Source organism: Microcoleus sp. LEGE 07076, assembly GCF_015207455.1.
Classification (GTDB): Bacteria; Cyanobacteriota; Cyanobacteriia; order Cyanobacteriales; family Microcoleaceae; genus Microcoleus.
This window is the reverse complement of the sequence record NZ_JADEWV010000174.1, coordinates 1-12,654: the sequence shown is the minus strand read 5'-3', so window position 1 is coordinate 12,654 and position 12,654 is coordinate 1. Positions and strand designations below refer to the sequence as shown.

The 12,654-nt window shown below is 44.7% G+C and carries 11 protein-coding genes; 4 read left to right on the top strand and 7 right to left on the bottom strand.

All coding sequences use genetic code 11. The annotated features are described in order from the left end of the window. On the bottom strand, positions 1–1,003 hold a 1,003-nt coding region (gene hpsP / locus IQ270_RS22875), incomplete at its 3' end, for a hormogonium polysaccharide biosynthesis glycosyltransferase HpsP (RefSeq protein WP_193975499.1). A gap of 12 nt (positions 1,004–1,015) precedes the next feature. On the opposite strand from hpsP, the gene IQ270_RS22870 reads away from it, so the two are divergent. Continuing rightward, positions 1,016–2,392 carry an ATP-binding protein gene (locus IQ270_RS22870; RefSeq protein WP_339384276.1) on the top strand — a complete coding sequence of 459 codons (1,377 nt, stop codon included), beginning with the start codon at positions 1,016–1,018 and terminating at the stop codon, positions 2,390–2,392. A 73-nt stretch (positions 2,393–2,465) separates the two neighbouring features. After that, positions 2,466–3,017, top strand: a complete 552-nt coding sequence (locus tag IQ270_RS22865; RefSeq protein WP_339384275.1) for an RloB family protein — start codon at positions 2,466–2,468, stop codon at positions 3,015–3,017. 27 nt (positions 3,018–3,044) lie between these two features. On the opposite strand, the gene IQ270_RS22860 is transcribed toward IQ270_RS22865, so the two are convergent. From IQ270_RS22860 to rsmD, 6 genes are all read right to left on the bottom strand, one after another. Continuing rightward, entirely contained in the window at positions 3,045–3,224 is a 180-nt protein-coding gene (locus tag IQ270_RS22860; protein ID WP_193975496.1) for a hypothetical protein, read from the bottom strand. Beyond that, a complete protein-coding gene (locus tag IQ270_RS22855; protein WP_193975495.1) occupies positions 3,221–3,568 on the bottom strand; it encodes a hypothetical protein in 348 nt (115 codons plus the stop codon). The genes IQ270_RS22860 and IQ270_RS22855 overlap by 4 nt, the downstream gene beginning before the upstream one ends. 44 nt (positions 3,569–3,612) lie before the next feature. After that, the gene (gene hpsO, locus IQ270_RS22850; RefSeq protein ID WP_193975494.1) at positions 3,613–4,782 is read right to left on the bottom strand and encodes a hormogonium polysaccharide biosynthesis glycosyltransferase HpsO; all 1,170 of its coding nucleotides are present in this window, start codon (positions 4,780–4,782) and stop codon (positions 3,613–3,615) included. 163 nt (positions 4,783–4,945) lie between these two features. Beyond that, positions 4,946–5,914: a hormogonium polysaccharide biosynthesis glycosyltransferase HpsN gene (gene hpsN, locus IQ270_RS22845; protein ID WP_193975493.1), complete on the bottom strand. Its 969-nt coding sequence runs from the start codon at positions 5,912–5,914 to the stop codon at positions 4,946–4,948. A gap of 331 nt (positions 5,915–6,245) precedes the next feature. Next, on the bottom strand, positions 6,246–7,706 hold the full coding sequence (gene glmM, locus IQ270_RS22840) for a phosphoglucosamine mutase (RefSeq protein WP_193975492.1): 1,461 nt from the start codon (positions 7,704–7,706) through the stop codon (positions 6,246–6,248). A gap of 194 nt (positions 7,707–7,900) precedes the next feature. After that, positions 7,901–8,506, bottom strand: a complete 606-nt coding sequence (gene rsmD / locus IQ270_RS22835) for a 16S rRNA (guanine(966)-N(2))-methyltransferase RsmD (protein ID WP_193975491.1) — start codon at positions 8,504–8,506, stop codon at positions 7,901–7,903. Positions 8,507–9,205: 699 nt separating this feature from the next. Between rsmD and treZ the strand changes: the two genes are divergently transcribed. After that, positions 9,206–11,029 carry a malto-oligosyltrehalose trehalohydrolase gene (treZ, locus tag IQ270_RS22830; RefSeq protein ID WP_193975500.1) on the top strand — a complete coding sequence of 608 codons (1,824 nt, stop codon included), beginning with the start codon at positions 9,206–9,208 and terminating at the stop codon, positions 11,027–11,029. 76 nt (positions 11,030–11,105) lie between these two features. Beyond that, positions 11,106–12,654 (top strand): glycogen debranching protein GlgX (glgX, locus tag IQ270_RS22825; protein ID WP_193975490.1); only part of this gene is annotated, 1,549 nt, incomplete at its 3' end.

The following is a 12,654-nucleotide window of genomic DNA, read 5'->3' as shown; positions in this document are numbered from 1 at the left end:
CCACCCAGCCCGCCTCTGCTTGCTGGATGTCTTCGGAAATATGTACGCGATCGGAAATAGCCACAGCTACACCCGCAGCCATCGCTTCTGCAACAGCAATCCCAAAGTTTTCGTAATAGGAAGGCAGCACAAACAAGTCAGCTTTTCTCAACAGTGCAACTTTTGCGTCACCGCTAACAAATCCCGCGATTGTTGTAGATTTTCCTAAAATTGAATTTTGTATTTGTACTTTAATTTGTGTTTCATAATCTGCATCTTGAGGGTTAGAACCTGCTAAAATAAAGTGAAACTCTATACCCGCTGCCAAAATACTTTCTAATGCAGGAATCAACAAATCTAATCCTTTTTTTGGTTCAATTCGCGACATAAATAATACGATCGGTATTTCCGAATCAGGCAATATTTCAGGGTAACAATCTGCCGTCACACCCAATGGAATTACCAAATCCCGTGGCACAGGCAAGATGCCTGTGCAGTCCAAACCAAATCTTTCTGAGATTTCAGCTTCTTGCTTGCTAGTAAAATGAATTGCCGCTGCCCCTGCTAAATTAGGGCGTTCTAAAAGTGTACCATAAACCTGTTTTAAAAGCTTTTTCTTCTGCAAATCTGCGGGGTCAAGCATACCGCAGGGGCGGATAATGTACGGCAAATTGTGATATCTGGCAATTGTCGCAGCCAGGGTAGTTACTGGCGAGAAAAGAGCGTGAATGTGAGCGAGGTCAAATTGCCGCGCATTTTCATTCAACCACTGCAATAACGAGAGAGAAAACTTATATCTGCTGCTGGGATAACAACGGAAATAAATAATGTGATAGCCGTTTTGTTTAATTGGTTGATTTAGGGGAACATCTAACGGAAGTTGACCGATATCTCCGTTAGAATTTGTAGTGATAATTGTGACATCAACTCCTTGGGAAGCAAGGGCGGCAGAAAGTCCCAGTACCATTTGACTCGGGCCGCCGTAGACCAGAGAAATTGAGGGGATAATTTGCAGGATTCGCATGATTAGTGCTTTGTGTTAGTTGAGCTAGCTGGTTGTGTTATTATAGAAAGAATTGCCAAATTGGCACTTTATACTAATTTAGGCGATCGGAGGCACGTTATGCTGATTGGATTCAGCGTCGGCAATTACAAATCTTTTAAAGAAACTGTCACCCTCAGCATGGTAGCTTCGTCAATTACTGAGGAGGAAAAAGAGCTTGACACAAATAATGTCTTTGAAGTTAATAGTCATAAGTTAAGATTGCTGAAAACAGCAGCTATTTATGGATCTAATGCAAGCGGCAAAAGCAATCTGATCGCTGCTATTAACTTTCTGAAATGGTTTGTCCTCAACTCATCCAAAGAAACGCAAGTTTCAGAGGCGATCGATATTGAAGCATTCAGGCTAAGTACGGAGACAGAAAAAGAGCCGTCTTTCTTTGAAATCGTTTTTCTACTAGAAGGCAAAACTTTTAGGTACGGTTTTGAGGTTAACGCGCGGGAAGTTGTTTCTGAGTGGCTATTTCAAGCCGATGACAGTCAAGAAAAAATGCTGTTTGAACGGGATTTTGACAATTATATATTAGATGACTTCCCTGAGGGACAAGGCCTTAGCGATAAAACCAGAAATAATGCTTTATTTCTGTCTGTAATCGCACAATTTAATGGTAAACTTTCTGGCAAAATATTGCTGTGGTTCAGTAAAACTTTGCAATTGATATCAGGCTTGCAAGATAGACAATACCGCAAGGAAAGTTTGCAGTCTTTGGAGAGCGATCGCCACAGACATGATATTATTGAATTTATCAAAAAATTAGACTTAGGCATTGCTGATATCCAGATCCAAAATAGACCTGTATTTATTATTTCAGATAATACCTCAGTCTACGGGGGTTCCTATGGTAGTTTATACCCTCATTCTGAAATCCAACTAGCGGTAAAAACAGTTCACCCAAAATATGATGCTGACGGTAAGCAGAGTGCTATCGAATTATTCGATATCGAAAAGCATGAATCTGAGGGAACAAACAAACTATTTGCATTAGCCGGCATTCTCCTGGATACTTTAAGAACAGGAAAAATTTTATTAATTGATGAACTTGATGCCAGACTGCATCCGCTGATTACTCGCGAATTAATCTGCTTATTCAATTCTAACGAGACTAATCCGCACAACGCACAGCTTATCTTCACTACACACGACACAAACTTGCTCAGCAGCCAGACTTTTCGCAAGGATCAAATATGGTTTACTGAAAAGGATAAAAAGGGCGCTACTGATTTGTATTCTTTGGTAGAGTATAAAGTCGGAAAAGATACCTCATTTGAGCGCGATTACATTATCGGCAAGTATGGCGCTATCCCTTTTATTGGTAATTTTAAAGAACTAATAAGTCAACTTCATGAATAAAAAAAGTTCGTCTCGACGAAGCAAGATTGATTACTACAATCGAAAAGATAAAAGTAGAAGATGGTTTTTAATCGTGTGTGAAGGCGAGAAAACAGAACCCAACTATTTTAGAAGTTTCCCGGTAGATACAAAAGTAATCAAACTTGATATCAAAGGAGAAGGGAAAAATACTAAGAGTTTAGTAGAAAAAGCTATTGAGTTGAAAAGTAACGCAGAATACGACGAAAACGATCGATTTTGGTGCGTATTCGATCGCGATAAAAACCATCAAAATCCTAACGACTCGCAGAATTTTAATTCCGCCATAACTCTTGCAAGAAATAACGGCATTGACGTAGCTTATTCAAATGATGCTTTTGAATTGTGGTATTTGCTGCACTTTCATTTTTATAATACGGGAATTTCTCGCCAGGATTATCAAAATATGCTAACTAAGTTATTGGGACACGAGTATCAGAAAAACAGCGAGACAATTTATGAGGAACTAAAAGACAAACAGCAGGATGCCATTAAACACGCCAAACGGCTTTTAATTGAATCCGATCGCCCCAATCCTGAAACTGATAATCCTTCAACAACAGTGCATCTGCTAGTGGAAGAACTTAACAGTTTTATTCCAGATTGATCGGGAATTTTGGCAGTACATACATCTTTAATTATCTGGAAAAGGCTGCCCGTTTAGCTGTTCAGCTTCCTCTCTCTTTGTGGCTGTAATTTGGGTATTGTGAGATATTTCTTTGGAAATTTTATACATTTCAGTGGCTTTGGCTTCAGTGGCTTTCACAATTTCAAGGATTTCCAGGAGCAGGTTTTCATCTGGTAATTGTTTCATGGCAATGCTTCTAATCTTTCAACTACTTTGTCTATCATAATTTTAACTTCTGGAGCCATATGTAGCAAGGTTGCTAAATAATCTCCTGCTTTTTGAACATCTTGATCTGGCACACCAGCAAGCAATATATTGCCCACAATGTGCTCTGCTTGTACGCGCACACCTGACACGCAGAATTGAAAATTACTGATCGAAGAAAAGTATTGCATCAGTATTTCATTTTCAGGAAACAGAGACATAGCTCTTCTCAGTGCAAAAAGTCCCTGCGTTGCTTGGCGATCGGTATCGTCTAGTACCTGGTAGAGTTCGTCTACCAAAGGTCGTATTTCGGAAGGAATAGACATTTACCACATTTTTTATTTGACAATTGTATTATAGCTGGTAAAAGTTACAACAATTCTTTGTAAAAATCTAGTAACTGCTCAGCTAAAGCTTTATTTGTATAATTGCTCATCGCTCTATGATAACCCCGATCGCCCAAATCAACAGCAAAATCCGGCGCTTCCATCAATTGCTGCAAACAATCTCGCAAAATCTCCGCATTTCCCTCCGGGAAGATTAACCCCGCATCACCGATAACGTGGGGAATTTCGCCACAATCGGAACCGATAACTGGAATTTTACAAGCCATCGCTTCGATCAAAACATGGCCGAATTGTTCTTTCCAACCCACAGTAGTCAAAGTTTTGAATTTATAGCTGGTTTGCGATGGCAATACCAAACAGTTCATTAAGTTAATGTAAGGTGGAATTTCTTCGTGGGAAACGCTTTCTACCCAAATTATGCGATCACTGATGCCCCATTCTATACATTTTTGTTCCAGGTGCGATCGCAATTTTCCTTGTCCTACTAACAGCCACTTCCAAGGGAGTTGTTTCAATCCTGCTAATGCTTCAGCTAAAGTTAGCAGTCCTTTTTCTTCGACAAATCGCCCTACAAATCCTACCACAAAATCCGTTGGTTTAATGCCGAATTTTCGCAATAAATCAGCGTCTTTACCAGTGCGGCGAAACAAAGTTTCATCTACTCCGAGTTGGGGCATTACTTTCACTGCGCCTTGATAGCCCCGAGCTCGCAAAATTTTCGCTCCGTCTAGGTTGCCTGCGATAATTCCGTCTGTGTGCTGAAGATTGTAATTTTCTAAGGTTGAAACGGGCCAATTCAATTTATAAGGCAGATTCCACCAGGTAAATAATATATTTTTTGCTTGCAGTTTTAGCAGTTTATTTAGTAATATTAGCTGCACACAAGCTAGGGACTTTGAACCTTGTTCGACTTGGATAATCTGCGGTCTAAATTTTTGTAATATTTTAATTAAATCTGTGCCAAATGTTAGCAAGCCTTGATTGTTTTGACTGTAATTGAAAAGAGGAACTACTTTAAATGAACCTTGCTGACAGAATTCTGTTTCTATGATTTTATTTTGTACGCCTCCGGGTTTCCAGCGCCTCGGCACTATAAGTGTTACTTCAATATCGGGTTCTAAGTTGGCTAATTTTTTAAATTTTTCCCGATTTATGTCAACTATATAGGTGTGGCTGGCAACGAGGATTCTCATTTATTGGAAGAAGGAAGAAGGAAGAAGGAAGAGGGAAGAAGGAAGAAGGAAGAGGGAAGAATAGGTGTTGAAAATTTATGTTAGTTATTGATTGAGAAGGATCGTGCTACCTGCAGCCTCTGCGATTGCTTCACTTCACTGCGCTGCATTCGCAATGAGAGCGTTAAGCTTTTTTATCTAGACGGGTGTAAATTTGTCCGTCATCCCATAAAGAATGAATTACTGTATTTATAGCACTGATAAAACCGAGGAGATAAAAAGTAAGTCGAAAGATTATTTTAAGGGGCGATCGGCTTTTGTGGCAAGGCGGATTTCCCAAAACTTGGCAGTCAAAGAGTTTGGCGAAAAATCGCCAGCATTGAAAGGCTGTTAAATTTTTCAATCCCATGAGGAAGTGGTTGTGATAAAATGTGATTTGATATTCGATCGATCGCGTGCTGACATCATGACATCCGCCGCTATCTTCCCCCAAGTGAACTAAACAAGCATTGGGATCGTACCAAATTTTCATGTTAGTCGATCGCAACCTCAAACAAAAATCCGACTCCTCCCGCACCGCACTCCCTGCAAACCGCTCATCAAACATCAAACCCCACTCAGCAAAAACCCGCCTGCGAAACGACATATTGCAGCCTCTAGCCGACAGCACCTGCTGCGGTTTGACTGTATGCACCAAATCGATAAAATACCAAGCAATGCCAGCATCCATCGCTTGTGGAGGCAAATATTCGATCGCCAAATCGCCAACAGAATTATCCAGTTTCATTCTGTCAAAAACCCTGCCCGCCACACATCCCACATCTGGTTTTTCCAAATAATTGCCAGCGTGAGCCGCCAAAAAACCATCTGGCAATTGTACATCATCATCAATAAATAAAATAATTTCTCCCGCAGCGCGCCGCACTGCATAATTTCGAGCACCGGGTAAACTCGCCCAATCTACAGAAAACCAGCGAATTTTGCCAGCATTTGCCAATTCCTGTAAATAAACTTGAGTTTCCAATTCGTGGGTGCGAGTTTGATCGATTACCAGCACTTCAAAATTATCGTAATTTTGCCGAATCGCATCAGCCAGCGTCTCTCGCAAAGGTTGCTCGCGATTGTAGGTGGGTATCACAACAGAAATCATCATGGCACTTGCCGCCAAAGTATTGAATTTGAGATTTGAGATTTGAAGAATAAGGAAGAAGGAAGAAGGAATATCAAAGCAGGAATATCAAAGCAGGATCGGAAATTAGTTTTAAACCAAGAGACTGAATCTCTATAATTTTCCCTCTTCCCTCTTCCTTCTTCCCTCTTCCCTCTTCCTTCTTCCTTCTTCCTGATGATGTTGTACGGAAAGCTTGGAGGCGACAGCACTGATGACTAATGACTAATGACTGATGACTAATGACTAATGACTAATGACTAATGACTAATGACTAATGACTAATGACTAATGACTAATAACTAATGACTTCAGATCAAAGAGCCTGGTATTTCTGAACAGCCAACACCAAATTTTGGGTCCAGAAATTAGCTAATTCGGCGCTGGCAGCTTCTACCATAACTCGGATCAGCGGTTCGGTGCCAGAAGCGCGAACCAAAATCCGTCCTTGTTCTCCCATTGCGGTTTTAGCGCGATCGATCGCCCCTTGCAAAGTTTCGCACTCGTGCCATCTCAGGCGTTTTTCGCGATCGTCCACCCGCACATTTACCAGCAACTGCGGATAAGTTTGGAAACTGCCGCTTACCAATTGCGCTAAAGATTCCCCGGATTGGCGCACCAGCGAAGCTATATGCAAAGCTGTCAGCAAACCATCGCCACTGATACCGAAATGCGGACAAAGAATGTGTCCCGACTGTTCGCCGCCCAACATCGCACCGGTGCGCTGCATTTCAGCGTGAACGTGCTGATCTCCCACGGCAGTTCTAGTTAGTTTGCCCCCCAATTGTTCCCAAGCTCGCTCAAAGCCGAGGTTAGCCATTACAGTAGAAATAATTAAATTCGACGGTAACTGTTCGGAGGCGCGCAACTGCCGGCCCCACAGATAAAGAATGTAATCGCCGTCAATCGATCGACCTTTGTTGTCAACACCCAAAACTCGATCAGCATCGCCATCAAAAGCAAATCCTAAATCAGCATTGTGTTCCAAAACCGCCGCTTGCAAACTGTCAAGATGAGTAGAACCGCAGTTAACATTAATGCGAGATCCATCTGGAGAATTGTGCAAACAGATCACATCCGCCCCCATTTTCTCAAATACCGCCGGTGCCAAACCAGCCGCCGCCCCCCAAGCCAAATCCAAAACTACCCGCATTCCGCACAAATTCACTCCTTGCAGCGAATTAGAGACAGAAGCAGCATAATCTTTAACCAACTCTGGGCAGTGGTAGTGGTGTCCCAAAGCGAAGCTAGCAACCGGAACCTTAGCCCCCCGGATTCCCGCTTCGATTTGTTCCTGCAACTGCTGCGAAAGCTTTGAGCCGTTTGAGCCAAAAAACTTAATCCCGTTATCTTCTGGGGGATTGTGAGAAGCCGAAATCATCACTCCACCGACAGACTCCGAAACGCTTGCCAGATAAGCAACGCAGGGAGTAGGGCACAATCCCAAATTCCACACTTCCAAACCAGCGGCTGTCAAACCCGCCGACAGTGCCACTGCCAGCATATCGCTAGAATTCCTGCTGTCTTGCCCCAAAATCACAGGGCCCTGGTTGGGGGAATTTTGGCGGAGAACTTGTCCTGCCCAGAAGCCAACTTGCAGCGCTAGGGATGCAGTCAGCAATTCTCCAACTTTCCCGCGAATGCCGTCTGTGCCGAAGAGTTTGGTATTTGGCAGGGGAAGGTTATCTCCCAGCAGAATCGTATCGCGTTTGACTGGCTGTACCGAGTTAGCAGCCGGAAACTCGCCGCCGCGATGGCGCGAAGGTGTCTGAACCATATTCACTCCTCTAGGAATATCCACACTCACACTTTGGAGTTTATGTTACAACCGAAAATCTGATTTTTCAGCTTCAACTCCATTTATTTCTGAGATTGCTCCGGCAACCCCACCCTAAACTTTACCCTGACAAAAGTTTGATTATTTGTTGAATATACGGCATTTAATTGAACTTTCAGGTTGCTCGGCCGGTTCTAGGATAGCAGTTTAGTTGCACCAGGTAGTGTCGCCGGAGCAACTGTCACCGTTGGAATGGATCGACAACTGCGAGTGTAGAAGGTTAAGGCTGTATTGCCGTATACTTTTTGGCGGCAAATTTCGAGGCCGGAAATGGGGACAGCCGATCGAGTGCGACTGTGTTCGATCGCGATTTCGCCCTCTGGTGCTAACATTTCTTGACTGGCGATCGCATTCAAGACAGGTTCGTACAACTCGCTAGCGTAGGGCGGATCGAAATAAATGCGATCGAACTGCTGTGTGGATAATGAGGCCAATTTGGCGATCGCATTTCCCCGCAATATCTGGAATTCCTGAGACGAACCTGCTACTTGCTCCCAATTTTGGCGGATAATCGCACAAGCTTTCGCCGACTGTTCGATGCCCGTGACACTCGAAGCCCCGCGGCACAAAGCTTCTGCACCCATCGAGCCGCTGCCGGTACAAATATCCAGCCACCTGCAATCGGCGATCGTCCCCTGCCAAATATTAAATAAAGCTTCTCTGACTCGCGCAGGTGTGGGGCGAGTAGCGAGTCCCGGCAGAGTTTTGAGTTGGCGGTTGCCGCAGATTCTCAAGCTCATTTAAAATCCCAATTTTACACTAGCTTCTGGTTTATTTACTTAGCAAACATCAATTTTAATGCTATTATTAATCTAGCACATATTTGTTGAACATCAATATTGTTAAGCAGTTTAAATCCAACGGCAAACGATATTTGTTTAACAAAATTTACCTGAAATATTTGCACAAATTGCTAATATTTATGCGATCTTACTGGCACGATCTGGCTGAAACTATAAAAACACAAATTTACGGTAGAGGCTTTGTCTGTAAAATATTATACACTTTGTCGAAAATCCGACAACATCACTCAAGACGGGGGCGGCAGAGATGATCCCTACTTTCGCGCCACATACAGCCGCATTGCCTCCAGAAGTTCGAGGAATCGATCGCCAATTGTCAAAAATATTAACTACCCCCTCTCAATTTTCCTGAAACTCCCTCCAATCTAGGTTTGTTGAGGTGCCAACGCTCTCTAGAGACAGGGTAATGATGTGAATCAATTTTCCAAACTGTCAGTTTTTTGGTATAATCCAGTCAACCAGCCAGCGCAAGTCTGAAAAATCGCAGCAGATTGAAAACGACGATCGAATGCTAGAGCATACTTCGAGGATAACGTCGGCGGCTGGCATCCAAAGAACGATCGAGCAATTGATGGAAAAAATTGCATCGTTAATTTGGATCAAAAATATGATATTACATGGAATCAATCGGCAAACATGAGAATTGGCGCAACATATCTGGGAAACGATCGCTGTGAATTTACGGTATGGGCTCCCTTGCTACAAGAAGTAGCAGTCCAGATCACAGCCCCAAAACCACAAATCATTCCCCTGAAAAAAAAACCGAGAGGATATTGGCAAGTCACAGCAGAAGGAATATCTCCCGGTACGCTTTATACCTATCAACTTGATGGAAAGACGACCAGACCAGACCCGGCATCTTACTGTCAACCCCAAGGCGTTCACAACCCATCAGAAGTAGTTGACCAAAGCGCTTTTACTTGGAACGATGCCGATTGGCAAGGAATTTCAATCGCCGACTATATTATGTACGAGGTACACGTTGGCACGTTTACCGAAGAGGGAACTTTCGAGGCAATGATTGCCCGTCTCGATGACTTGAAAGAGTTGGGAGTTAACGCGATCGAGATTATGCCAGTGGCGCAGTTTCCGGGCGATCGCAATTGGGGTTACGACGGCGTATATCCCTTCGCCGTTCAATACTCCTACGGCGCAGTTAACGGCCTGAAAACCCTAGTCGATGCTTGCCACCAAAAAGGCTTAGCCGTTGTCCTCGATGTCGTCTACAATCACCTCGGCCCCGAAGGCAACTACACCTCAAATTTTGCCCCTTATTTTACCGATAAATATCGTACCCCTTGGGGAAACGCCATCAATTTTGATGATGCTGGCAGCGGTGGCGTTCGCAATTTCTTTATCGAAAATGCCCTATACTGGTTTCGCGATTTACACATTGATGCGCTGAGGTTGGATGCCGTTCACGCGATTTACGACTTCTCCGCCAAGCACTTTTTAGCCGAGTTAGCCGAAAAAACCCGAGAACTTTCCCAACAGCAAGGTCGATCGTTTTATTTGATCGCCGAAAGCGACCTCAACGACGTTCGGATTATCAATCCTCCCAGCAAAGGCGGCTACGATCTCAATGCCCAATGGTGCGATGATTTTCACCACTGTTTGCACAGCCTGATTACCAAAGAAGACCGAGGGTATTACCAGGATTTTCGCGAGTTCAGAACCCTAGTGAAAGTCTTGCAAGAAGGGTTTGCTTATGCAGGAGAATATTCGGAATTTCGGCAGCGTTACCACGGCAGTCCGGCGGGGAATTTTGACCCGGCTCAATTCGTCGTTTGTTGCCAAAATCACGACCAAGTGGGCAACCGAATGTTAGGCGAACGGCTGGCAGAACTGGTCTCCTTTGAAGCGCTCAAATTGGCGGCAGGCACGGTATTGCTTTCTCCTTACATTCCTCTATTATTTATGGGAGAAGAATACGGCGAAGAAGCTCCATTTCTGTACTTTGTCAGCCACAGCGACCCAGATTTAGTCGAGGGGGTTCGCCAGGGCAGAAAAGCCGAGTTTAAAGAATTTCACCACACAGGAGAACCGCCAGACGTACAAGATCCCAAAACATTTTTGCAATCTAAGCTTAACTGGGAAAAACGCCGTGAAGGCAAGCATAAAGTGTTGTTCGATTTGTATCGAACCCTGATTAAACTTCGCCAAGAAATTCCTGCATTGAAGTGCCGCGATCGCCAAAGTATTGAAATCAACAGTTTTGACGGTGAAAAAATCATTACCCTCAGAAGAAGCGTTGACGACAGCCAAGTGTTAGCAATCTTCAATTTCAGCGATACCACACAAACAACTAAACTTGTACTGCCAGAAGGAAACTGGCAAAAAGTCCTAGACTCATCCGATCCTCAGTGGAAGGGTGACGGTTCGACGCTGCCCCAAAAACTAGATCCGGAATCGACGGTAACCTTACCGCATCAAAGTTTTATTCTGTATCAAGTTGAATAGTTTTCAAATTGAAATTTCAAACTGAAAACTTCAACCAGCGCAATTGTTCAATAAAAAGGATTACAACTTGGATTCTATGGATTTAAAAGTTTGGCCCGGAAAACCCTATCCCTTGGGTTCAAAATGGGATGGCAAAGGCACAAATTTTGGCCTCTTTTCAGAAAATGCCACAGGCGTTGATTTGTGCTTGTTCGATAAAAAAGGTTGGGAAACCCGAGTGCCGCTGACAGAAGTCTACAACTTCATCTGGCACTGCTACATTCCCGGCATCAAACCCGGTCAATTGTACGGGTTTCGCGTTCACGGCCCCTACGAACCCTTAGCGGGACATCGGTTCAACTCCGCCAAACTACTGATCGACCCCTACGCCAAAGCCATCGCCGGAGATGTGGTTCACGGACGAGAAATCTTCGGTTATGACTGGGACGATGAAAACGATGACTTATCCCGTAGTGCCTTAGACGATTCTCACCTCGTTCCCAAAGCCGTTGTTATCGATGAATCCTTCGACTGGGAAGGCGACACTCACCCGCAACTGGCTTGGCACAAAACAGTCATCTACGAAACACACGTCAAAGGTTTTACCCAACTGCATCCCGACATTCCCGAAGCCTTGCGGGGAACCTACGCCGGACTCGCCCATCCCGCCGCCATCGACCATCTCAAATCCTTGGGGATTACCGCCGTCGAACTCCTCCCCGTCCACCACTTCATCGGCTGTCCCGGCTTTTTGGATGCCAAGGGACTGCGGAACTACTGGGGCTACGACTCGATCAACTATCTCGCGCCTTATTCCCGCTACAGTGCTAGCGGCAACACCGGTCAACAGGTGAATGAGTTTAAGGAGATGGTCAAAGCCCTGCACGCTGCCGGCATCGAAGTGATTATCGATGTGGTCTACAATCACACGGGAGAGGGCAACCACATGGGCCCGACCATCTCGTTTCGGGGCATCGACAACGCCGTTTACTACCGCCTCATGGCAGACAATCCCCGCTACTATATGGATTACAGCGGCTGCGGCAACTCCCTCAACGTCTTCCATCCCCAAGTATTGAAGCTGATTATGGACAGCTTGCGCTATTGGGTGTTGGAGATGCACGTCGATGGGTTCCGCTTCGATTTGGCGACGGTGTTAGCGCGAGAAACCCATCGCGTCGATACTTTTGCAGCATTTTTCGATATCATCCACCAAGACCCGGTGTTGTGCGATGTCAAGTTAATCGCCGAACCTTGGGACATCGGCGAAGGCGGCTATCAAGTCGGAAAATTCCCCTTGCTGTGGTCGGAGTGGAACGGTCGCTACCGCGATACGATGCGAGACTTTTGGCGGGGAACTGACGAAACGCTTTCTGAGTTTGCGTACAGCTTTACCGGCAGTTCCGATTTGTACGAAAGTAACGGACGGCGACCCCACGCTAGCATCAACTTTATCACTGCCCACGACGGGTTTACCCTGCACGATTTGGTCAGCTACAACGAGAAACACAACGAAGCTAACGGCGAAGACAGTCGCGACGGGGAAAACCACAATCAATCGTGGAACTGCATGATGGTCGAATTCCTAGAGACGGAAGCGCTAGAAGAGGGAGAATCTGCACCCTATTTTGACCCCTCTACTGGGG

What these genes read in the sequence shown, in the direction of transcription:
- IQ270_RS22860 (WP_193975496.1), bottom strand. Translation starts at nt 3,224, where the DNA reads ATGAAACAATTACCAGATGAAAACCTGCTCCTGGAAATCCTTGAAATT.
- IQ270_RS22855 (WP_193975495.1), bottom strand. Translation starts at nt 3,568, where the DNA reads ATGTCTATTCCTTCCGAAATACGACCTTTGGTAGACGAACTCTACCAG.
- hpsO (WP_193975494.1), bottom strand. Translation starts at nt 4,782, where the DNA reads ATGAGAATCCTCGTTGCCAGCCACACCTATATAGTTGACATAAATCGG.
- hpsN (WP_193975493.1), bottom strand. Translation starts at nt 5,914, where the DNA reads ATGATGATTTCTGTTGTGATACCCACCTACAATCGCGAGCAACCTTTG.
- glmM (WP_193975492.1), bottom strand. Translation starts at nt 7,706, where the DNA reads ATGGTTCAGACACCTTCGCGCCATCGCGGCGGCGAGTTTCCGGCTGCT.
- rsmD (WP_193975491.1), bottom strand. Translation starts at nt 8,506, where the DNA reads ATGAGCTTGAGAATCTGCGGCAACCGCCAACTCAAAACTCTGCCGGGA.
- treZ (WP_193975500.1), top strand. Translation starts at nt 9,206, where the DNA reads ATGAGAATTGGCGCAACATATCTGGGAAACGATCGCTGTGAATTTACG.